At 56.0% G+C, this 20,207-nt stretch carries 23 protein-coding genes and 1 other annotated feature; of the genes, 8 read left to right on the top strand and 15 right to left on the bottom strand.

What is annotated here, in order from left to right; genetic code table 11:
* Positions 1 to 21: 21 nt before the first annotated feature.
* From ACMWL8_RS06885 to ACMWL8_RS06865, 5 genes are read left to right on the top strand one after another with little or no spacing between them, the layout of a single operon-like run.
* On the top strand, positions 22 to 729 hold the full coding sequence (locus ACMWL8_RS06885; RefSeq protein WP_045261577.1) for a CoA transferase subunit A: 708 nt from the start codon (positions 22 to 24) through the stop codon (positions 727 to 729).
* A gap of 2 nt (positions 730 to 731) precedes the next feature.
* Positions 732 to 1,388 (top strand): CoA transferase subunit B, encoded by a 657-nt coding sequence (locus tag ACMWL8_RS06880; protein ID WP_041910432.1) that lies wholly within the window; start codon positions 732 to 734, stop codon positions 1,386 to 1,388.
* A gap of 9 nt (positions 1,389 to 1,397) precedes the next feature.
* Complete coding sequence (locus tag ACMWL8_RS06875) at positions 1,398 to 2,579, top strand: acetyl-CoA C-acetyltransferase (RefSeq protein ID WP_241276961.1); 1,182 nt, start codon at positions 1,398 to 1,400, stop codon at positions 2,577 to 2,579.
* A gap of 41 nt (positions 2,580 to 2,620) precedes the next feature.
* Positions 2,621 to 4,015: a GntP family permease gene (locus ACMWL8_RS06870; protein ID WP_192971188.1), complete on the top strand. Its 1,395-nt coding sequence runs from the start codon at positions 2,621 to 2,623 to the stop codon at positions 4,013 to 4,015.
* Between the two features lie 10 nt (positions 4,016 to 4,025).
* Positions 4,026 to 4,796, top strand: a complete 771-nt coding sequence (locus ACMWL8_RS06865) for a 3-hydroxybutyrate dehydrogenase (protein WP_045261579.1) — start codon at positions 4,026 to 4,028, stop codon at positions 4,794 to 4,796.
* A 43-nt stretch (positions 4,797 to 4,839) separates the two neighbouring features.
* Here the strand turns inward: ACMWL8_RS06865 and selO are convergent, their stop codons facing one another.
* The 14 genes from selO to thrS form a co-directional block, all read right to left on the bottom strand.
* The gene (gene selO, locus ACMWL8_RS06860) at positions 4,840 to 6,282 is read right to left on the bottom strand and encodes a protein adenylyltransferase SelO (protein ID WP_045261580.1); all 1,443 of its coding nucleotides are present in this window, start codon (positions 6,280 to 6,282) and stop codon (positions 4,840 to 4,842) included.
* A 61-nt stretch (positions 6,283 to 6,343) separates the two neighbouring features.
* Complete coding sequence (locus ACMWL8_RS06855; protein WP_028012821.1) at positions 6,344 to 7,060, bottom strand: EAL domain-containing protein; 717 nt, start codon at positions 7,058 to 7,060, stop codon at positions 6,344 to 6,346.
* A gap of 291 nt (positions 7,061 to 7,351) precedes the next feature.
* Complete coding sequence (locus tag ACMWL8_RS06850) at positions 7,352 to 7,816, bottom strand: C40 family peptidase (protein ID WP_028012820.1); 465 nt, start codon at positions 7,814 to 7,816, stop codon at positions 7,352 to 7,354.
* 74 nt (positions 7,817 to 7,890) lie between these two features.
* Positions 7,891 to 8,646 (bottom strand): vitamin B12 ABC transporter ATP-binding protein BtuD, encoded by a 756-nt coding sequence (btuD, locus tag ACMWL8_RS06845; RefSeq protein WP_045261581.1) that lies wholly within the window; start codon positions 8,644 to 8,646, stop codon positions 7,891 to 7,893.
* Positions 8,646 to 9,197, bottom strand: coding sequence for a glutathione peroxidase (locus ACMWL8_RS06840; RefSeq protein ID WP_028012818.1), 552 nt, complete (start codon positions 9,195 to 9,197; stop codon positions 8,646 to 8,648). Before ACMWL8_RS06840 ends, btuD begins: the two co-directional genes overlap by 1 nt.
* Positions 9,198 to 9,219: 22 nt before the next feature.
* On the bottom strand, positions 9,220 to 10,200 hold the full coding sequence (btuC, locus tag ACMWL8_RS06835; protein ID WP_045261582.1) for a vitamin B12 ABC transporter permease BtuC: 981 nt from the start codon (positions 10,198 to 10,200) through the stop codon (positions 9,220 to 9,222).
* Between the two features lie 102 nt (positions 10,201 to 10,302).
* Entirely contained in the window at positions 10,303 to 10,602 is a 300-nt protein-coding gene (ihfA, locus tag ACMWL8_RS06830; RefSeq protein ID WP_003857805.1) for an integration host factor subunit alpha, read from the bottom strand.
* 4 nt (positions 10,603 to 10,606) lie between these two features.
* Complete coding sequence (pheT, locus tag ACMWL8_RS06825) at positions 10,607 to 12,994, bottom strand: phenylalanine--tRNA ligase subunit beta (protein ID WP_045261583.1); 2,388 nt, start codon at positions 12,992 to 12,994, stop codon at positions 10,607 to 10,609.
* A gap of 15 nt (positions 12,995 to 13,009) precedes the next feature.
* Positions 13,010 to 13,993 carry a phenylalanine--tRNA ligase subunit alpha gene (gene pheS, locus ACMWL8_RS06820; RefSeq protein WP_010426091.1) on the bottom strand — a complete coding sequence of 328 codons (984 nt, stop codon included), beginning with the start codon at positions 13,991 to 13,993 and terminating at the stop codon, positions 13,010 to 13,012.
* A 62-nt stretch (positions 13,994 to 14,055) separates the two neighbouring features.
* Positions 14,056 to 14,180, bottom strand: a sequence feature (Phe leader region).
* Positions 14,131 to 14,175 carry a pheST operon leader peptide PheM gene (gene pheM / locus ACMWL8_RS06815; RefSeq protein ID WP_001386830.1) on the bottom strand — a complete coding sequence of 15 codons (45 nt, stop codon included), beginning with the start codon at positions 14,173 to 14,175 and terminating at the stop codon, positions 14,131 to 14,133. (Overlaps the previous feature by 45 nt.)
* A 117-nt stretch (positions 14,181 to 14,297) precedes the next feature.
* Positions 14,298 to 14,654: a 50S ribosomal protein L20 gene (gene rplT, locus ACMWL8_RS06810; RefSeq protein WP_000124850.1), complete on the bottom strand. Its 357-nt coding sequence runs from the start codon at positions 14,652 to 14,654 to the stop codon at positions 14,298 to 14,300.
* Positions 14,655 to 14,704: 50 nt separating this feature from the next.
* A complete protein-coding gene (gene rpmI, locus ACMWL8_RS06805) occupies positions 14,705 to 14,902 on the bottom strand; it encodes a 50S ribosomal protein L35 (protein WP_003030583.1) in 198 nt (65 codons plus the stop codon).
* A 97-nt stretch (positions 14,903 to 14,999) separates the two neighbouring features.
* Positions 15,000 to 15,542, bottom strand: coding sequence for a translation initiation factor IF-3 (gene infC, locus ACMWL8_RS06800; protein ID WP_023616141.1), 543 nt, complete (start codon positions 15,540 to 15,542; stop codon positions 15,000 to 15,002).
* A gap of 3 nt (positions 15,543 to 15,545) precedes the next feature.
* On the bottom strand, positions 15,546 to 17,474 hold the full coding sequence (gene thrS / locus ACMWL8_RS06795; protein WP_025757343.1) for a threonine--tRNA ligase: 1,929 nt from the start codon (positions 17,472 to 17,474) through the stop codon (positions 15,546 to 15,548).
* A 323-nt stretch (positions 17,475 to 17,797) separates the two neighbouring features.
* On the opposite strand from thrS, the gene yncL reads away from it, so the two are divergent.
* Positions 17,798 to 17,890, top strand: coding sequence for a stress response membrane protein YncL (gene yncL / locus ACMWL8_RS06790; RefSeq protein ID WP_021241082.1), 93 nt, complete (start codon positions 17,798 to 17,800; stop codon positions 17,888 to 17,890).
* A 98-nt stretch (positions 17,891 to 17,988) separates the two neighbouring features.
* On the top strand, positions 17,989 to 18,096 hold the full coding sequence (gene yniD, locus ACMWL8_RS06785) for a small membrane protein YniD (protein WP_008500658.1): 108 nt from the start codon (positions 17,989 to 17,991) through the stop codon (positions 18,094 to 18,096).
* A gap of 79 nt (positions 18,097 to 18,175) precedes the next feature.
* Here the strand turns inward: yniD and ACMWL8_RS06780 are convergent, their stop codons facing one another.
* Positions 18,176 to 18,934 carry a YdiY family protein gene (locus ACMWL8_RS06780; RefSeq protein WP_045261584.1) on the bottom strand — a complete coding sequence of 253 codons (759 nt, stop codon included), beginning with the start codon at positions 18,932 to 18,934 and terminating at the stop codon, positions 18,176 to 18,178.
* A gap of 294 nt (positions 18,935 to 19,228) precedes the next feature.
* Here ACMWL8_RS06780 and pfkB point away from each other — a divergent pair, with 294 nt between their 5' ends.
* Positions 19,229 to 20,161 (top strand): 6-phosphofructokinase II, encoded by a 933-nt coding sequence (gene pfkB / locus ACMWL8_RS06775; RefSeq protein ID WP_041910452.1) that lies wholly within the window; start codon positions 19,229 to 19,231, stop codon positions 20,159 to 20,161.
* Positions 20,162 to 20,207 lie beyond the last annotated feature (46 nt).

Raw genomic sequence — 20,207 nt, 5'->3', positions numbered from 1 at the left:
CGGTTAACGGGAGGGATGACTATGGCAGGACTGGATAAGCGCGTCGGCAGCTATGCGCAGGCGCTGGACGGGCTGACGGACGGAATGACCTTGCTGGCGGGCGGCTTCGGCCTGTGCGGCATTCCGGAGAACCTGATTGCGGAGGTCCGGCGCCGTCAGGTGAGAGATCTGACGCTAGTATCAAACAACTGCGGCGTGGACGGTTTCGGTCTCGGGCTACTGCTCGAAACGCGCCAGGTTCGCAAAGTAGTGGCCTCTTACGTCGGCGAGAACGCGCTGTTTGAGCAGCAGGTGCTGAGCGGCGAGCTGGAAATTGAGCTTACGCCGCAGGGCACGCTGGCGGAAAAGGTGCGCGCGGGCGGGGCCGGTATTCCGGCGTTTTATACGGCCACCGGCTACGGCACGCCCGTGGCGACCGGCAAGGACGTGCGCCAGTTCGCAGGGAAGCACTACATCCTCGAGGAGGCGATCGTCGGCGACTTCGCGCTGATCAAGGGCTGGAAAGCGGACTGGTACGGCAACGTCATCTATCGCCATACCGCGCAAAACTTTAATCCGCTGATGGCAACGGCGGGCCGGATCACGGTGGTGGAGGTGGAAGAGATTGTTCCGCCGGGTGAACTGCCCCCGTCGGCCATTCACACCCCGGGCATTTACGTCGACAGGCTGATTGTCGGCCAGTTCGAAAAACGCATTGAGCAGCGCACCCTGCGCGCGCAAGGAGTGTGACGATGTTAACCCGTGAACAGATGGCCATGCGCGTCGCCCGCGAGCTGCGTGACGGTTATTACGTCAACCTGGGGATCGGCATCCCTACCCTGGTGGCGAACTACATTCCGGACGGGATGGACGTGATGCTGCAGTCGGAAAACGGCTTGCTGGGGATGGGGGCTTTTCCCGACGAGCAGACCCTTGATCCTGACATGATCAACGCCGGTAAACAGACCGTGACCGCGCGGACCGGCGCGGCCATTTTCGACTCGGCCCAGTCGTTTGCCATGATCCGCGGCGGCCACGTGGACCTGACCGTGCTGGGCGCATTTGAAGTGGACGTGGAGGGCAACATCGCCTCATGGATGATCCCCGGAAAGATGGTGAAGGGCATGGGCGGCGCGATGGATCTCGTTGCCGGGGCGCAGAACATCATCGTGGTGATGACCCACGCCTCAAAGAGCGGTGAGTCGAAGCTGCTGCCGCGCTGCACGCTGCCGCTCACGGGCGCGGGCTGTATCCGTCGGGTCCTGACCGATCTCGCGCTGCTGGAAATTCAGGACGGCGCGTTCATCCTGCGGGAATACGCCCCGGGCGTCAGTATTGACGAGATCGTGCGTAAAACGGCAGGGAAAATCATTGTGGCGGACGACGTGCGCGAGATGCGCTTCACCTGAGAGGTCAGCATGAAAAAGGTCATGATTGTCGGGGCAACGCGAACCCCCATTGGCAGTTTTCGCGGATCGCTCTCGTCCCTTTCTGCGGTTGAGCTTGGGGCCGTCACGGTACGGCACCTGCTGGAGAACAGTGGTCTCAGCGCCGAACAGGTAGATGAAATGATTTTCGGACAGGTGCTGACGGCCGGATGCGGGCAAAACCCCGCCCGCCAGACGGCCATCGGCGCCGGGTTGCCCGTCAGCACGCCGGCGACCACCGTCAACCTGGTGTGCGGCGCGGGCTTAAAAGCGGTCCAGCTCGCCGCCCAGGCGATCCGCTGCGGCGACGCGGAGGTGGTTATCGCCGGCGGTCAGGAGAGTATGAGCAACGCCCCATATCTGCTGGACGGCGCACGTGCCGGGCTGCGTTTCGGGCATGCGGGCCTCAAGGACAGCATGATTACCGACGGCCTGTGGGATGCATTCAACGATTACCACATGGGGATCACCGCTGAAAACGTCGCCCGCGAGTATGACATTTCCCGCGAGCAGCAGGACGCCTTCGCCGCCCGCTCGCAGCAAAAAGCGGCGTCCGCCATTGAGTCCGGCCGGCTTGACGCCGAGATAGCGCCGGTGACGGTGAAACAGGGTAAAAAGCCGCCGCTGGTTATTGATCGTGACGAACAGCCCCGACCAGGCACTACCGCAGAGCAGCTTGCGCAGTTGCGTCCCGCCTTTTTGCACGAGGAAGGCACCGTCACGGCGGGGAATGCCTCCACGCTCAACGACGGTGCCGCCGCGGTGCTGCTGATGAGCGAGGATAAGGCGCGGGAGAGCGGATTGCCTGTCCTTGGCCGCATCGTGAGTTACGCCGTGACGGGCGTTGACCCGTCAGTAATGGGCATGGGCCCGGTCAGCGCCTGCCGGACGGCGCTGGCGCGGGCGGGCTGGACGCTCGACGAGGTGGACCTCATTGAAGCCAATGAAGCCTTTGCCGCCCAGGCGCTGGCGGTGGGCCAGCAGCTCGGCTGGGATGAGCACAAGGTCAACGTTAACGGCGGTGCCATCGCCCTGGGCCATCCGATTGGTGCTTCCGGCTGCCGAATCCTCGTGACCCTGCTGTACGAAATGCAGCGCCGTGACGTCAAAAAAGGGCTCGTCACCCTGTGCGTAGGCGGCGGACAAGGCATTGCCCTGACCGTCGAGCGTTAAACCTCTCGTTGGTATCCGAATAATAAGTAAAGTGAGGAGTCATAATGAGTGTGTTAATAGCCCTGGCGGCGCTGGCACTGCTGATGCTGGCGGCCTACCGCGGATACAGCGTTATTTTGTTTGCGCCGATCGCGGCGCTCGGTGCCGTGCTGCTGACCGATCCGGGTGCCGTCGGCCCGACGTTTACCGGCCTGTTTATGGAAAAGATGGTGGGCTTCGTCAAGCTCTACTTCCCGGTGTTCCTGCTGGGTGCGGTGTTTGGCAAGCTGATTGAGCTTTCCGGCTTCTCACGCTCCATCGTCGCCGCCGCAATCCAGATCCTCGGGCGTCGACACGCCATCCCGGTGATTGTCCTGGTATGCGCGCTGTTAACCTACGGCGGCGTTTCGCTGTTCGTGGTGGCGTTTGCGGTGTACCCGTTTGCCGCCGAGCTGTTTCGCCAGAGCGGCATCCCTAAGCGGCTGATCCCCGCCACCGTGGCGCTGGGGGCATTCTCGTTTACCATGGACGCCCTGCCCGGCACGCCGCAGATCCAGAATATCATCCCCACCAGCTTCTTCGGCACGAACGCCTGGGCGGCCCCGTGGCTGGGGCTTATCGGCTCTCTGTTTATTATCATCTTTGGCCTGCTCTGGCTGGAGCGCCAGCGCCGGAAGGCGCTCAATAATAATGAAGGTTACGGCACGGATCTGAAAAATGAACCCGAGACGCCGGATAACATTAATCTCCCGCATCCGCTGATTGCTATCTCCCCGCTGCTGGTGGTGGGCATACTGAACCTGCTGTTTACCCGCTGGATCCCCGGCTGGTACGGCGTGAGTCACGAGCTTACCCTGCCTGGCCTGGCGAAACCGATTGTGACCGAGGTGAGCAAGATCACCGCCATCTGGGCCGTGGAGGCGGCGCTGATCGCCGGTATCGTGCTGGTGCTGATTTTTGGCTTTCGCAATATCCGGGGGCGTCTGGCTGAAGGCAGCCGAACGGCGGTGAGCGGAGCCATTCTGGCGGCGATGAATACCGCCTCGGAATACGGTTTCGGCGCGGTTATCGCGGCGCTGCCTGGGTTCCTGGTGTTATCCAAAGCGCTGGCTGCCATTCCGAATCCGCTGCTAAATGAGGCCATCAGCGTGACCGTGCTCGCGGGGATCACCGGTTCGGCGTCCGGCGGGATGAGTATTGCCCTTGCCGCCATGTCCGACTCGTTTGTCGCCGCCGCCCATGCGGCCAATATCCCGCTTGAGGTGCTGCACCGCGTGGCCTCGATGGCGAGCGGCGGGATGGATACCCTTCCCCATAACGGCGCGGTGATTACTCTGCTGGCTATCACCGGCCTGAGCCATCGCCAGGCCTACGGCGGCATTTTCGCTATCACCATCATTAAAAGTCTGGCAGTACTTTTTGTCATTGCTGTGTTCTATCTGACCGGCATTGTGTAAGGAGAGAAAAATGAATCTGAACGGTAAAACCGCCCTGGTCACCGGCTCAACCAGCGGCATTGGTCTGGGGATCGCCCGCGTGCTGGCGAAGGCGGGCGCGCAGCTGATCCTCAACGGCTTCGGCGACAGCGCATCGGCACGGGAAGAGATTGCGCAACTGGGCAAAAAGCCGGGCTATCACGATGCGGATCTGCGGGACGTATTGCAGATTGAGGCCATGATGCGCTACGCCGAATCGCAGTTTGGCGGCGTGGACATTCTTGTGAACAACGCCGGGATCCAGCACGTGGCTCCGGTTGACGCCTTCCCGGTAGAGAAATGGAACGACATTATCGCCATTAATCTTTCCGCGGTGTTTCACACCAGCCGGCTGGCGCTGCCGGTCATGCGGGATAAAAACTGGGGGCGCGTCATCAATATCGCCTCCGTTCACGGGCTGGTCGCGTCGAAAGAGAAATCGGCCTACGTTGCGGCCAAGCACGGCGTGGTGGGCTTTACCAAATCCCTGGCGCTGGAAATCGCCCGCACGGGTATTACCGCCAATACTATCTGCCCCGGCTGGGTACTGACCCCGCTGGTGCAGCAGCAAATCGACAAACGTATCGCGGACGGCGTACCGCCGGAGCAGGCTCGCGAACAGCTTCTGGCGGAGAAACAGCCTTCAGGGGAGTTTGTTACCCCGGAACAGCTGGGCGAGCTGGCGCTATTTTTGTGCAGCGACGGCGCCGTGAACGTTCGCGGCGCCGCGTGGAATATGGATGGCGGCTGGGTTGCTCAGTGATGAACAGGCCGGGAAAGGCAACGTCGCCGCCCGGCTAAAATCGCTAGCTTGAGCAGCTGACCTCCAGCCGCTTGCCCCAGTCAGGCGGGCGGCTGACGTAATCATCATCCCGGTCGGCAAACGGCGTGCGCAACGCCAGATGCAGACGGTGTAGCTCGTCGTACTCACCCTGCTCTGCCTGCTCAATCGCCCGCTGCGCCAGCCAGTTGCGTAATACCATCGCGGGATTCGCTGCGTTCATCTGCGCCTGACGGGTAGCGTCGTCTACCTGCTCCTGCTGCAGCCGCGTGCGGTACTGTGCAAACCAGTCGTCAAACGCCTGACGGTCAATAAACTCGTCGCGCAGCGGCGAGGCGGCGCTGTGCTGCTCCGTCTGGCTCAGCATTCGGAAGGTGCGGGTGTAATCGCTCCCTTCACGCGCCATCAGGGTAAACAGGCCGTTGAGGATGTCGTTGTCGCCCTTCTCCTGGGTCATCAGCCCCAGCTTGTTACGCATCAGCGTGCCGTATTCCCGCAGCAAAAGGTCCTGATAGCTGTCGAGCGCATCGTTCAGGGCATCAACGTCGATAAACGGCGATAAGGTTTGTGCAAGCCGCTGGAGGTTCCACAGCCCAACCGCCGGCTGATTGTCAAAGCTGTAACGCCCCTGATAGTCGGAATGGTTGCAGATATACCCCGGCTGATAATCGTCCAGGAAACCAAACGGACCGTAATCAAAGGTCAGGCCGAGAATCGACATGTTGTCCGTATTCATGACCCCGTGAGCAAAGCCTACCGTTTGCCAGCGCGCAATCATCGTGGCGGTACGGGCAACCACGTCCCGGAACCAGAGAGCGTATTTATCCGCCTCATCCTGCAGATGCGCCCAGTGGTGGCGAATGGCGAAGTCCGCGAGCTGGCGAACCTTGTCCGGCTCGCGGCGATAGTAAAAGTGCTCAAAATGACCAAAGCGGAGATGGCTTTGCGCTATGCGCATCAGCATCGCCCCCTTTTCCACCGTTTCGCGCGTCACCGGCGTGTCGCTGGTGACGATCGACAGCGCGCGGGTGGTGGGAATCCCCAGCGCATGCATCGCTTCGGATGCCAGACTTTCGCGTATCGTTGACCGCAATACCGCGCGCCCGTCGCCCATTCGTGAGTAAGGGGTAAGACCTGCGCCTTTCAGATGCCAGTCAACCGTCTCCCCGTTGGGAAGCCGTTGTTCGCCGAGCAGGATCCCCCTGCCGTCACCCAGCTGCCCCGCCCAGACGCCAAACTGGTGTCCGCTATAGACCTGAGCCAGAGGCTGCATACCGGGGAGAAGCGTCTCGCCTCCCCAGACGCCAGCACTGTCTGAACGCTGAAACAGATCGGGCGGAATGGCCAGCTCATCGGCCAGCCGATCGTTATGCCAGATAAGACGTGAATTATGTAACGGTGTTGGTTTGAGTGCGGTGTAAAAGCCAGGCAACTCGTCATGCCAGTGAGCAGTAAAAGACAGGGTCATAAGTCCTCCTGCCTTTAGTGTAGAGGGTTTACCCGGACTTAAACACGGGCGAAAGGCAGGGTTATCGCTGCTGAACCAGCGTCGTGACGTGCTCCGCCGAGACGGCTGGCCAGAGCGCACCCTGCATGGCACCAAAATTGAAGGACAGAACGCGCTGCAGCAAACCGTGGTCGTCAATGCCGGAGACGATCACCGACTGGCAGTGCGGCGTTATTTGCCAGAGGATCGCGCGCATAAAAGGCTCGAAAGAAAGCTCAGAAGCACGCTGCTGGATGAATCCTTTATCAAGGATAACCCGTTTAAATAATCCATCATAGACGGCCTTGAGCGATGCAGCACCGGCTCCAAAGTTTGCCAGCACCAGCGGAAAATGGATCGCCATTCTTGCCAGCTGCAGATCGTCCTTTCCGTTATTTAAACCTGGATAGTTCTCATTAACAGTAAACTCAAGAAACGGATAACGCTCAAGAATTGAAACAGCATTCCCATTACTTAATAAAAACTCAACAATTGCTGGTGTAATATTGATCCATGCAATTAACTGATGCTGAATAAAAAACAGTTTACAGGTATCAAGCAATTGCAGTTTTTCGTTAAACAGCGCTAACTCCTCTGCCGCTGAAAGCCGAGGGATAACGAGCTCAGTGGGGATCCTCACATCGGTGCCGACGCCAGTAAAGTTAACCAGTATTTCTAAACCTTTTAGCTCGCCTGCGCTATTACGAGCAGGCAGAAGCATCAGTTCAGACTGGTAAGCATTATCTAGCGTAATAATCATTGCACTCGCCCCGCATTAAAGATGAGAGAGGACATCCTGGAGCAATTGCTGACACAATTCCACTGTCTTGATTTTAATAAGTTTAATTTCATTAGTTCCGTATTAATTTTCAGATTTATCCCTGAATCTAAAATAATCTTATCCTGGTTACTGAATAATAGCCAGTTTTAGATAAAACAGACACATAAGGATGTTGCTAATTTAGGTAAATTTAACTTTAATCAGCTTATTTGAGAAAAACGGCATGGTTTAATAGTTACCATGCCGACATAAGAAACGTGTTCGGGCAGTCTAAATACGTCGCGCCTGCCAGAAATTTTTACGCCAGTACACGTTATCGAGAGAAGAGCGCATCACGCCGCGGCTGGTAGAGGCATGAATAAACTGATTGTCTGTATCATATATCCCAACATGCAGGCCGCTTTCTCCCGATCCGGTTTTGAAAAAGACCAGATCACCGGGAAGGAGATCGTCTTTATCAATTTCAGTGCCTATTTCCGCCTGCTTGCGCGTGTCTCGCGGAAGCTGTAAATCAAACTTGTCACGAAACGTCATCAGGACAAAGCCAGAGCAGTCCACCCCGCCGCGGCTCATGCCGCCGTAGCGGTAAGGCGTGCCGCGCCAGTTGCTCAGCTGATCGTTAAGGCTGGCAATAACGGTGATAGAATCTGACAGCCGCGGATTAGGCGGCGGTGCACGATGGCTGCTGCATCCCGCAAGAAAGAGTGCCGCCACGAAGAGAAACCAGAATCGCATTTTCAGACGAATCCTCTGCTTTTATTGTTCTTTTGGTAATTTAGCGTGCAATTGTGTTCACAGGCAAGAAACGGTTACTCCTGCCCGGTAGAAATCAGCATCTTATGTCCCTCTATATCCAGCCTGCGGAACGACATGTTGTAGGCGCGGGCAAGATTTGGCGGCGTAAGGACCCGATCCCGCGTACCGCTGGCGATCATCCTGCCGCGCGACAGGAGCCACACGCGATGTGCGTGACGTAACGTATGGTTAAGATCGTGGCTGCTCATCACTACGGCGATACCTTTTCTGCTCAGCGCGCTTAGCAGGGTATCCAGCGCCGCCTGCTGGGCAACATCCAGACCGCTCATCGGTTCATCCAGCAGCAGCATCCTCCCGTGAGGATTGCCCGCGGGATGGATCTGCAGAATGACCGCCGCCAGACGCACCCGCTGCCATTCCCCCCCGGAAAGCTGGCTGGCAAGCCGGGACAGTTTATCTTCCAGCCCTAACGCCGCAGCCACTTCCTCCAGCAGTGTCGTATGCTGTTTGTCGTGCAGATGCAGCATCAGATAATGCCAGACCGGCATCGCAAAAGGCGGTACCTGCTGCTGCACCAGGTAGCTGCGCCGGTGGGCCAGCGAGGCGGGTGACCAGTCGACCAAAGCATGTTCCAGCAGCGTAATCTGCCCTGGCCCGGTGGTCAGCCCCGCCATCCGCGCCAGCAGCGTGCTTTTACCCGCGCCGTTTGGCCCGACGAGATGCAGGATTTCACCCGAATTGATGTCGCAGGTTACCGGCTCCAGACGCCCCTTCTCGGCGACGTCCGTGAGCTGCATCAGCAGCGACATTATTTCGCCAGCGCCAGCTTAATAGATTCCATGACGATCGGGTCCTCAGGCGTCATATCCGGCGAAAAACGCTGAACGACCTGGCCGTCACGGCCAATCAGGAATTTTTCGAAGTTCCACAGAATATCGTCCGGATAGAGCGGCGCGCGGCCTTTGCTGGCCATGCGCTCGTAAAAACCGCTCTCTTCCGGCGCAACGGCCTTCGGCGCGGCGGCAATCAGCTTCGCATACAGCGGATGGCGGTCTTCACCGTTGACGTCAATTTTGCTGAACATCGGGAACGTCACGCCATAAGTGGTGCTGCAGAAGGTTTTGATCTCTTCTTCGCTGCCCGGCTCCTGGCCCAGGAACTGGTTGCACGGGAAGCCCAGCACGGTAAAACCGTCTTTCTCCCAGGCCTTCTGAATATTCTCCAGCTGCTCGTACTGCGGCGTCAGGCCGCATTTCGATGCCACGTTGACGATGAGCAACACCTTGCCTTTGTAGCTTTCCAGCGTGGTGTTATCCCCATCAATGGTGGTCACTTCGGTATTCAGGATATCTGACTGCATAGCATTTCCTCAGGTTGTCGATTTAACGTCCAGCTTTTAATAGTAGCCAGATAAAGACTGGCGCGCCCAGCGTTGCGGTCACCACGCCAACAGGCAATTCTGCGGCCGTCAGGGCGAGACGGGCGATGATGTCGGCCACCAGCAGCGTGGCTGCCCCGGCAACCGCCGAGGCCGGAAGCAAGGTTCGATGATCCGTGAAGCCGCAAAGACGCAGCATGTGCGGAATAACCAGCCCGATAAAGCCAATCGCCCCCGCCAGGGCCACGCTCACGCCTACCAGCCAGCCAATGGCAATGACCAGTACGTTACGCCAGAAACCAATCGGCATGCCCAGCTGGCGGGCAGAGATTTCCCCCAGCGCGAGCCGATTCAGCGGCTGGGCCTGCAGCGCAGCCCACGCGATGACCGGTACCAGCAGCGCCATTAGCCAGCCCTGGTGCCAGTCAACGCCGCCAAAGCCGCCCATCATCCAGTACATGAGCTGACGCAGGTCAAAGGAGGTCGAGAAGTAGACCGCCCAGGTCATCAGCGCGCTACAGATGATCCCCAGCGCGACGCCGGCAAGCAGCAGCCGGCTGGTCGACAGGTGACGTCTGGCGAAGCGAAGAAGAATGACTGTGATCAGCAGTGCGCCGAGAATGGCGCTCAGGCTAATGCTCCAGCCGGAGAGTCCTCCCCCGCCCAGCATCACCGCCGCAATCAGCCCGACGCCTGCACCGTTCGACACCCCCAGCAGGCCGGGCTCCGCCAGCGGGTTTTCGAACAGCGCCTGCATAATAGTGCCAGACAGCGCCAGCGCGGCGCCGACCAGGATCACCGCGACGGTGCGCGGCAGGCGAATTTGCCAGACGAAGAGCTGCCCGTCAGGCCCCAGCCAGCTTTCAGGCCCGATCCAGCTGTCGCCTGCGCAGAGGCTAATACCCGCGGCAAGAATAAGCAGCAGCGCCAGCAGAAGCAGGCGACGCCGATCGGAACGGTGCTGGCGATGAGCATAATCAAGCATGTGTACGGTTTGTTAGCGAGTGATGTATTTGATTTTACGGCGTGTTTGCCGGAGAGCGCAAAGAAAAAAGGCCGCGTGGGCGGCCTTTTTGGTTAGTTCATATTACTCTGCTTTAGGCGTTGCGTTTTCGACGCGGCTCTTTAACTTCTGGCCGGGTCTGAAGGTCACCACGCGGCGGGCTGTAATGGGAATATCTTCCCCCGTCTTCGGGTTACGGCCCGGACGTTGGTTTTTGTCTCGCAAATCAAAATTGCCAAAACCGGAGAGTTTTACCTGCTCACCATTTTCCAGAGCACGACGGATCTCTTCGAAAAACAGCTCTACCAGCTCTTTGGCATCCCGTTTGCTAAGCCCAAGCTTATCAAACAGATATTCTGACATTTCAGCTTTTGTAAGCGCCATAGGTTCAATCCCTCAATGATGCCTGGAATCGCTCTTTTAATGCCTCTACACATTTGGCGACGGTAGCGGCAATCTCCTCTTCTTCGAGTGTACGGCTGGTATCCTGAAGAATAAGGCTGATAGCGAGGCTCTTGAAACCTTCTGCTACGCCCTTGCCGCGGTACACGTCAAATAAGTTTACGCCAACTACCTGATTTACGCCAACTTTCTTACATTCGGCCAAAATATCTGCTGCGGGCACGTTTTCAGCGACCACAACCGCGATATCACGGCGGTTCGCCGGGAAGCGGGAGACGTCCTGCGCCTGAGGAATGACGCGGTCTGCAACCGGGCTCCACTCCAGCTCGAACACGATGGTACGGCCGTTCAGGTCCAGCTTACGCTCCAGCTCCGGGTGGACAACGCCAATGAAACCAACGCGTTTGCCGTCTAAATAAATCGCCGCGCTCTGGCCCGGATGAAGCGCAGGAATCGCTTCCGCGCGGAACTCAATTTCAGATAATTTACCGGTCAGATCCAGAATCGCTTCCAGATCGCCCTTCATATCGTAGAAATCAACCGTACCTTTTGCCAGGTCCCAGTGCTCTTCGTAGCGGTTACCGCTGATGGCACCAGCCAGCATGAGATCCTGACGGATGCCTAAATTTGCCTGATTATCCGGCACAAAGCGCAAACCGCTTTCGAAAATGCGCACGCGATTTTGCTGGCGGTTCTGGTTGTAAACGATAGTCCCCAGCAGGCCCGTCCACAGGGACAGACGCATCGCGGACATTTCGCTGGAGATTGGGCTTGGCAGGATCAGCGCTTCCTGACCCGGGTGGATCAGCTGCTGCAGCTTAGGATCAACGAAGCTGTAGGTGATCACTTCCTGGTAGCCTTTGTCGTTCAGCATGGTTTTCACACGCTTCAGGGACAGGTCGGCTTCACGGTGGGTGCCCATCACCAGACCCGCCTGCACAGGCTCGTCAGGGATGTTGTTGTAGCCGTAAACACGGGCCACTTCTTCCACCAGATCTTCTTCAATTTCCATGTCGAAACGCCAGGATGGCGCAACGGCCTTCCACTCGTCCTGACCTTCGGTCACTTCACAGCCCAGACGCTTCAGGATATCGGTCACCTGCGCGTCGGCAACATGGTGCCCAATCAGGCGATCCAGCTTGCTGCGGCGCAGGGTAATGGTCGCACGCTTCGGCAGGGTCGCTTCGTTGGTGACGTCGATAACCGGGCCCGCTTCGCCGCCGCAGATGTCGATCAGCAGGCGGGTTGCACGCTCCATCGCTTTGTACTGCAGCGCTGGGTCAACGCCGCGCTCGTAGCGGTGAGACGCATCGGTGTGCAGGCCGTGACGGCGCGCGCGGCCGGTGATGGAGAGCGGGCTGAAGAACGCACATTCCAGCAGGACGTTTTGCGTTTCGTCGTTGACGCCAGAGTGTTCGCCACCAAAGATACCGCCCATCGCCAGCGCTTTGCTGTGGTCAGCAATCACCAGGGTGTCGGCGTTCAGTTTGGCTTCTGTGCCGTCCAGCAGCACCAGGGTTTCCCCCTCTTTCGCCATGCGCACAACGATGCCGCCTTCGATACGATCTTTATCGAACGCGTGCATCGGCTGGCCCAGCTCCAGCAGAACGTAGTTAGTGACGTCAACCACGGCGTCGATTGAGCGGATACCGCAGCGGCGCAGCTTCTCTTTCATCCAAAGCGGGGTTGGCGCTTTAACGTTAATGCCTTTTACCACGCGACCGAGGTAGCGCGGGCAGGCATCAGCAGCGTCAACCTGAATCGGCAGCACGTCACTGATGGTCGCTTCAACCGGCACAATCTCCGGCGCGTTGAGTTCGGTCTGGTTCAGTACGGCAACGTCGCGCGCCACGCCGATGATACCTAAGCAGTCGGCACGGTTTGGCGTGACGCTGATTTCGATAGTATTGTCATCAAGCTTCAGGTATTCACGGATATCGGTGCCAACTGGCGCATCCAATGGCAGCTCGATGATGCCGTTGTGGTCGTCGGAAATACCCAGCTCGGAGAAGGAGCACAGCATGCCTTCAGACGGCTCACCGCGCAGCTTGGCCGCTTTGATTTTGAAATCACCCGGCAGTACGGCACCGACGGTCGCCACGGCCACCTTCAGGCCCTGACGGCAGTTTGGCGCACCGCAGACGATGTCCAGCAGACGGTCGCCGCCAACGTTCACTTTTGTCACGCGCAGTTTGTCGGCGTTAGGGTGCTGGCCGCACTCGACCACTTCACCCACCACGACGCCGTTGAAGGCACCGGAAACCGGCTCAACGCCGTCAACTTCCAGGCCCGCCATGGTGATCTGGTTGGAAAGCGCTTCGCTGTCCAGCGTGGTGTTCACCCACTCGCGTAACCACAGTTCACTGAATTTCATTGTTCTGTCCTGCCCTTATTTAAACTGTTTGAGGAAACGCAGATCGTTTTCGAAGAATGCACGTAAGTCGGTCACGCCGTAGCGCAGCATGGTCAGACGCTCCATGCCCATGCCGAACGCAAAGCCGGAATAAACTTCCGGATCGATACCCACGTTGCGCAGCACGTTTGGATGCACCATGCCGCAGCCCAGCACTTCCAGCCATTTGCCGTTTTTACCCATCACGTCAACTTCCGCAGACGGTTCGGTGAACGGGAAGTAGGACGGACGGAAACGAACCTGCAGATCTTCCTCAAAGAAGTTGTTCAGGAAATCGTGCAGCGTGCCCTTCAGGTTGGTGAAGCTGATGTTTTTATCAACAATCAGACCTTCCATCTGGTGGAACATTGGGGTGTGGGTCTGATCGTAGTCGTTACGATACACGCGGCCCGGCGCGATGATGCGGATTGGTGGTTCCTGATCCTTCATGGTACGGATCTGAACGCCAGAGGTCTGGGTACGCAGCAGACGCGTCGCGTCAAACCAGAAAGTGTCGTGGTCAGCGCGTGCCGGATGATGGCCAGGAATGTTCAGGGCGTCGAAGTTGTGGTAATCATCTTCGATTTCCGGGCCAGTCGCCACGGTAAAGCCGAGCTCACCGAAGAAACTTTCAATACGATCGATAGTACGGGTAACCGGATGCAGACCACCGTTTTCAATACGGCGACCCGGCAGAGAAACGTCGATGGTTTCTGCCGCAAGACGCGCGTTTAGTACCGCGCTCTCCAGCTCGGCCTTACGCGCGTTCAGCGCCTGCTGAACCTGCTCTTTGGCTTCGTTAATCACCGCACCCGCTGCCGGGCGTTCTTCTGGCGGCAGTTCACGCAGGGTTGTCATTTGAAGGGTCAGGTGCCCTTTCTTCCCAAGATATTCGACGCGGACATTGTCTAACGCGGCAACATCTGAGGCCTGATTAATGGCGGCTGTTGCACTGGCAACCAGCTCTGCGAGATGTGACATGATTTTCCTCATTATGTCGGTGCAGACACCGATTTGGTGGAGTTATTCTCTCAAATTCAGGCACAAAAAAAGCCTCCATCGGGAGGCTTATCTGGCGCTGTTTTTCGTTTCATCTTTCACGCGCTAGCCTCCTGGAGTCAGGTGCTAAAGTAAAAGAAGAAGCGGAAAATAGCAGCATTCATGCTTGCGTTACCTTGTTGGGTAAAAACCGGTAAGACCTTATTGAAAAGCCTGCACGGATAAATGTCAATCTTCTGATGGTGTTAAATGAAAAGAGGGAGCCAGGCCCCCTCTCTCAACTGGCTTATGCCAGTGCTGCTTTCGCTTTTTCGACCAGAGCGGTGAACGCTACTTTGTCGAATACTGCGATGTCAGCCAGGATCTTACGGTCGATTTCAACAGAGGCTTTTTTCAGGCCGTTGATGAATTTGCTGTAAGAAATACCGTTCTGACGTGCTGCTGCGTTGATACGCGCAATCCACAGTTGACGGAACTGACGCTTACGCTGACGACGGTCACGGTAAGCGTACTGACCTGCTTTGATAACAGCCTGGAAGGCAACGCGGTATACGCGTGAACGCGCACCGTAGTAGCCTTTAGCTTGTTTCAAAATTTTCTTGTGACGTGCACGTGCAATTACACCACGTTTTACGCGAGCCATATGTGCTCTCCTGTATCTATATTCTTAGTAAAAAATTAAACGTTAACGGCTTATGCGTACGGCAGGCACGCGATAACCAGACCCAGATCGCCTTTAGAAACAAGGCCTTTTGGACGCAGGTGACGTTTACGCTTAGTAGATTTTTTGGTCAGAATATGACGCAGGTTTGCGTGCTTACGCTTAAATCCACCACCACCGGTTTTTTTGAAGCGCTTAGCAGCACCGCGTACGGTCTTAATTTTTGGCATCTTAATAACTTCCACTTCGCATTGTTAAATAAACGAAACATAGGCGAACAAAACCTATGAAACCCGAAGGCTCCACAGATTTTGCTGCTTGAAGGCCTTACTGTTTCTTCTTAGGAGCGAGCACCATGATCATCTGGCGGCCTTCGATCTTCGTAGGGAAGGATTCGACTACTGCCAGTTCACTCAGATCGTCACGGACGCGGTTAAGCACTTCCATACCAATCTGTTGGTGGGCCATCTCACGACCGCGGAAACGCAGTGTGATCTTGGCCTTATCGCCATCTTCCAGAAAGCGAATCAGGCTGCGGAGTTTTACCTGATAATCGCCATCGTCGGTACCAGGACGGAATTTGATTTCCTTAACCTGGATAACTTTTTGCTTCTTCTTCTGTTCCTTAGAAGACTTACTCTTTTCATAAAGGAACTTGCCGTAGTCCATGATACGACAAACTGGCGGTTCGGCGTTAGGGCTGATTTCAACTAAATCTACTCCAGCTTCTTCAGCCTTTTCGATCGCTTCTCTCAGACTCACAATCCCCAGCTGCTCGCCTTCCAGACCTGTTAAGCGAACTTCCTGGGCGCGAATCTCGCCATTGATACGATTCGGACGTGCCGTTTGAACTCGTTTTCCGCCTTTAATACCTTATTCCTCCAGTTGTTGAAGACTGCGGCTGCGAATCTCTTGTTGCAGCTTCTCAATCACTTCACTTACGTCCAGGCTGCCCAGGTCTTTACCACGGCGGGTGCGAACGGCAACTTTGCCTGCTTCCACCTCTTTATCACCACAGACCAACATATACGGGACACGACGTAAAGTGTGCTCGCGGATTTTAAAGCCAATCTTCTCATTTCTCAAGTCTGCTTTTACGCGAATGCCCGCATTTTGTAGTTTCTGCGTCAATTCTTTAACGTAATCGGCCTGAGAATCGGTAATGTTCATCACCACCACCTGCACCGGCGCAAGCCAGGTTGGGAAGAAGCCCGCGAACTCTTCGGTCAGGATGCCGATGAAGCGCTCCAGAGAACCGAGAATAGCACGGTGAATCATGACCGGTACCTGACGCTCGTTGTCTTCGCCAACATAAGAGGCGCTTAAACGCTGCGGCAGGGAGAAGTCCAGCTGTACAGTACCGCACTGCCATGCGCGATCGAGGCAGTCATACAGGGTAAATTCAATTTTCGGACCGTAGAATGCACCCTCGCCCAGCTGGTATTCGAACGGAATACCGTTCTCTTCCAGCGCTACGGCGAGATCCGCTTCTGCGCGATCCCAGGTCTCATCGCTACCGATACGTTTTTCCGGACGCGTTGAGAGTTTGACCACGATCTTCTCGAAGCCAAAGGTGCTGTACATATCGTAGACCATACGAATACAGGCGTTAACTTCATCACGAACCTGATCTTCAGTACAGAAGATATGCGCATCATCCTGCGTAAAGCCACGCACGCGCATCAGACCGTGCAGCGCACCTGATGGCTCGTTACGGTGGCAGCTACCGAACTCCGCCATACGCAGCGGCAGGTCGCGGTAGGATTTCAGACCCTGGTTGAAGATCTGAACGTGGCCCGGGCAGTTCATTGGCTTGATGCAGTATTCACGGTTCTCGGACGAGGTGGTGAACATCGCATCTTTGTAGTTGTCCCAGTGGCCGGTTTTTTCCCACAGCACACGGTCCATCATGAACGGGCCTTTCACTTCCTGATACTGGTACTCTTTCAGCTTGGAGCGTACGAACGTTTCCAGTTCACGGAAGATAGTCCAGCCATCGTTATGCCAGAACACCATACCCGGCGCTTCTTCCTGCATGTGGTACAGGTCAAGCTGCTTACCAATTTTACGGTGGTCACGCTTCGCCGCCTCTTCCAGGCGCAGCAAGTAGGCGTTCAGGGCTTTTTTATCCGCCCACGCGGTACCATAGATACGCTGCAACATCTTGTTGTTGCTGTCGCCACGCCAGTAGGCGCCGGCGATCTTCATCAGTTTGAAATGATGGCAGAAGCGCATGTTCGGCACGTGCGGTCCACGGCACATGTCGACGTATTCTTCGTGATGGTACAAGCCAGGCTTGTCATCATGCGAAATGTTTTCATCGAGAATAGAGACTTTATAGCTCTCGCCACGCTTGACGAAGGTTTCACGCGCTTCGTGCCAGCTGACTTTCTTCTTGATGACGTCATAGTTGGTCTCGGCGAGCTCGTGCATACGTTTTTCGAGCGCGTCGATATCTTCCTGGGTCAGGGTGTGGTCAAGATCAACGTCATAGTAGAAACCATTGTCGATAACCGGACCGATCGCCATTTTGGTGTTTGGCCACAGCTGCTTGATAGCATGACCCAACAGGTGCGCACAGGAGTGACGAATGATCTCCAGACCTTCTTCGTCTTTCGCGGTGATGATTGCAAGCGTCGCATCGTTTTCAATCAGATCGGATGCATCAACCAGCTCACCGTTCACACGGCCGGCGATGGTCGCTTTCGCGAGGCCAGGACCGATGTCCAGGGCAACATCCATAGGGCTAACAGCGTGGTCGAAATGGCGTTGGCTGCCATCAGGAAGAGTAATTACAGGCATTTTATATCCTTATTTGCAGTGATGCCCCACACATAAGAGCATATACAAAGAAAATAATCGTGATTTGACAATAGATTACGACACCATCTGACCAACAATCGTCAAATTGGTTCGTCATCATTCACCTGCCGGAAAATCAGACAACGCCGGATATACGGCAAGCCTTGCAATGTTAACACTAACAAAAGGGAGATTGCACCCTCTGCTGGCAGATTGATGTGCTGGCACTTTCGCATGAATTTGCAGATCGCAATTCCCGATGCTCGCATTTCAGAGATGCTGGGCTACTCTTGAACAGATCTTTAAACCCAAAGGTGCATACTATGAACGTATCCAGTAGAACGGTTGTGATTTTAAACATCCTTTCCGCCACAGGTTTATTGTTGATTCTCGCCGAACGATTCCACTGGTTCTGAGCTGAACCCTACGCTGGCATAACCCAATCGATCCCGAGAAGGGGCATATTTCGGTCCTGTTTGGTAGACTGTGGGTATCAACGAACAAGGATTAGGTTATGCCAACAAAACGCTTTGCCGTAAAACACTGGAAAATGGTGCTGGTGCTGATTGCCATCTGCGGCGCGATGCTGTTACTCCGCTGGGCGGCAATGATTTGGGGCTAGGGGCGAAGACAGCTCATCAGAGGGACGTCACAAGACCAGAGCGAATAAACGGGCCGACATGATTATCGGCCCGTTTTCATTACATTCTATAACCCAGTGAAACCGTGGTTCTGCGGTCGGTGTGATCCGGTGCAGATTCAGGTGGTGAAGAGTTCCAGGTCACGTTGTAGGCGACTTTCAGACCAAAGTGTTCGTTGATGGCCACGTTCAGCGCCGACTCAGAGTTCAGCGTCGTGTCGTCGGCACCAAATACGGAAACACCCTGGGTAAATTTGGTGTTGTCAGTCATCTGCCAGGCATAGGTGCCGGAAGCGTAACCGAGCGGTTGGGTTTTGGTATCGCCATTGGTGTACTCGTCGTAACGCACACCTGGACCGAATTCAAAACGGAGGCTGTGTACCGGACCGTTCAGGAACTGGCGACCATAACCCGCGGTGAACACATCGCGCTGGCGATAGCCATTGTAACGGTCGGTTAACCAGCTTGCCTGACCAAACAGGTAATCATAGTCGGTCATGTTGTAACGGCTACGTCCGCCTACCGCATATTTCTCGGAAGAACGTTCGTCATTAGCGGACGTATTGCTGGCATTCCCCCACAGAGACCAGGCGGTGGTATTACCGTACCAGGTGAGCGTACTGTCCGCCGTCAGAGAAGAGCTTTTGGTGTTACCGGATTGTGCCAGGTACCCGGCATTCAGGTTACCTTCGAACGGTTTTTTCGCGGTGGAAGGATCGTCCATGACAGTAAAAACGGAATCATCGGCGGTCGCGTTCATAGCCGCAAACACGCCACCCGCCAGCATCAGTGCAGCGGGCACTGTCTTTAAAAGCTTCATTTTATTAAGGAGTCCGTACAACAAAAAAAGAGACCACACGGTCCCGGAATCTTTCTTGAGGATCAATGACAAGGCGTCCAGAGAAAGGTAACAAATTATAAAAAGGCGCAAATAACATAGCAATGATTTCTTATTTCATTTTTTGAATAAGAACGATCCCAAAAAACGTTTTATTTTATATATCCCTCATCGCATTTATGTCAGCATTCATTTTTAAAATCATACTGTTATTTACATTGCCTTCCTGTCGATCGGTGCCAGGCTTAAAAGAACCCATGCTAAAAGGAGGTTATGATGGCTTCTATTTATACGCTGACGCTCTCCCCTTCCCTCGACTCCGCGACCATAACGCCGCAGATTTACCCGGAAGGTAAACTACGCTGTAGCGCACCCGTATTTGAGCCGGGCGGTGGCGGGATTAACGTTGCGCGCGCGATTACCCACCTCGGTGGTAAAGCGACTGCCATCTTTCCGGCCGGTGGTGCAACGGGGGAGCATCTTGTTGCCTTGCTGGCCGATGAACAGGTTGCCGTGGATACCGTTGACGCCAAAGACTGGACCCGGCAGAACCTGCATGTCCACGTTGAGTCCAGCGGGGAACAGTATCGTTTCGTTATGCCAGGCGCCAGGCTGAGCGATGATGAGTTTCGTCAGCTGGAAGAGAAGGTGCTAACCATTGAAAGCGGCTCGCTGCTGGTCATCAGCGGTAGCCTGCCGCCAGGCGTCAAAACAGAAAAGCTGACAGCACTGGTTGATGCCGTGCTTCAGCGCGGCATTCGCTGTATTGTCGACAGTTCAGGCGAAGCCCTGCAGGCGGCATTAGAACCCGGACAGCTTGAGCTCGTTAAGCCTAACCAGAAAGAGCTGAGTGCGCTTGTTAATCGCGAACTTAGCCAGCCGGATGACGTGCGTACTGCCGCAGAAGAACTGGTTCGCAGCGGCAAAGCGCACCGCGTTGTCGTCTCTCTCGGTCCTCAGGGTGCGCTGGCCGTCGACAAGACGGGCTTTGTGCAGGTTGTTCCGCCCCCAATGAAGAGCCAGAGCACCGTCGGCGCAGGCGACAGTATGGTCGGCGCGATGGCGCTGAAGCTGGCGCAGGGCGCATCACTTCTGGAGATGACGCGCTATGGCGTCGCGGCGGGGAGTGCCGCCACCATCAATCAGGGAACGCGCCTGTGTTCGCTTGCCGATACGCAGAAAATCGTCGATTACCTGTCACGAAGCTAACCGATATATCCCCCTCCTGGCGGAGGGGAATATCTGTGGAAGTCGC

The sequence above is a fragment of the Enterobacter sp. 04-C-12-SI-ECC genome (assembly GCF_047530715.1).
GTDB classification, from domain to species: Bacteria; Pseudomonadota; Gammaproteobacteria; order Enterobacterales; family Enterobacteriaceae; genus Enterobacter; species Enterobacter bugandensis.
This window is presented reverse-complemented; position numbering and strand designations above follow the sequence as displayed.

Bases quoted from the DNA above. Each gene is read 5' to 3' on its own strand.
- ACMWL8_RS06885 (WP_045261577.1), top strand. From the start codon at position 22: ATGGCAGGACTGGATAAGCGCGTCGGCAGCTATGCGCAGGCGCTGGAC.
- ACMWL8_RS06880 (WP_041910432.1), top strand. From the start codon at position 732: ATGTTAACCCGTGAACAGATGGCCATGCGCGTCGCCCGCGAGCTGCGT.
- ACMWL8_RS06875 (WP_241276961.1), top strand. From the start codon at position 1,398: ATGAAAAAGGTCATGATTGTCGGGGCAACGCGAACCCCCATTGGCAGT.
- ACMWL8_RS06865 (WP_045261579.1), top strand. From the start codon at position 4,026: ATGAATCTGAACGGTAAAACCGCCCTGGTCACCGGCTCAACCAGCGGC.
- selO (WP_045261580.1), bottom strand. From the start codon at position 6,282: ATGACCCTGTCTTTTACTGCTCACTGGCATGACGAGTTGCCTGGCTTT.
- ACMWL8_RS06855 (WP_028012821.1), bottom strand. From the start codon at position 7,060: ATGATTATTACGCTAGATAATGCTTACCAGTCTGAACTGATGCTTCTG.
- ACMWL8_RS06850 (WP_028012820.1), bottom strand. From the start codon at position 7,816: ATGCGATTCTGGTTTCTCTTCGTGGCGGCACTCTTTCTTGCGGGATGC.
- btuD (WP_045261581.1), bottom strand. From the start codon at position 8,646: ATGTCGCTGCTGATGCAGCTCACGGACGTCGCCGAGAAGGGGCGTCTG.
- ACMWL8_RS06840 (WP_028012818.1), bottom strand. From the start codon at position 9,197: ATGCAGTCAGATATCCTGAATACCGAAGTGACCACCATTGATGGGGAT.
- btuC (WP_045261582.1), bottom strand. From the start codon at position 10,200: ATGCTTGATTATGCTCATCGCCAGCACCGTTCCGATCGGCGTCGCCTG.
- ihfA (WP_003857805.1), bottom strand. From the start codon at position 10,602: ATGGCGCTTACAAAAGCTGAAATGTCAGAATATCTGTTTGATAAGCTT.
- pheT (WP_045261583.1), bottom strand. From the start codon at position 12,994: ATGAAATTCAGTGAACTGTGGTTACGCGAGTGGGTGAACACCACGCTG.
- pheS (WP_010426091.1), bottom strand. From the start codon at position 13,993: ATGTCACATCTCGCAGAGCTGGTTGCCAGTGCAACAGCCGCCATTAAT.
- rplT (WP_000124850.1), bottom strand. From the start codon at position 14,654: ATGGCTCGCGTAAAACGTGGTGTAATTGCACGTGCACGTCACAAGAAA.
- rpmI (WP_003030583.1), bottom strand. From the start codon at position 14,902: ATGCCAAAAATTAAGACCGTACGCGGTGCTGCTAAGCGCTTCAAAAAA.
- thrS (WP_025757343.1), bottom strand. From the start codon at position 17,474: ATGCCTGTAATTACTCTTCCTGATGGCAGCCAACGCCATTTCGACCAC.
- yncL (WP_021241082.1), top strand. From the start codon at position 17,798: ATGAACGTATCCAGTAGAACGGTTGTGATTTTAAACATCCTTTCCGCC.
- yniD (WP_008500658.1), top strand. From the start codon at position 17,989: ATGCCAACAAAACGCTTTGCCGTAAAACACTGGAAAATGGTGCTGGTG.
- ACMWL8_RS06780 (WP_045261584.1), bottom strand. From the start codon at position 18,934: ATGAAGCTTTTAAAGACAGTGCCCGCTGCACTGATGCTGGCGGGTGGC.
- pfkB (WP_041910452.1), top strand. From the start codon at position 19,229: ATGGCTTCTATTTATACGCTGACGCTCTCCCCTTCCCTCGACTCCGCG.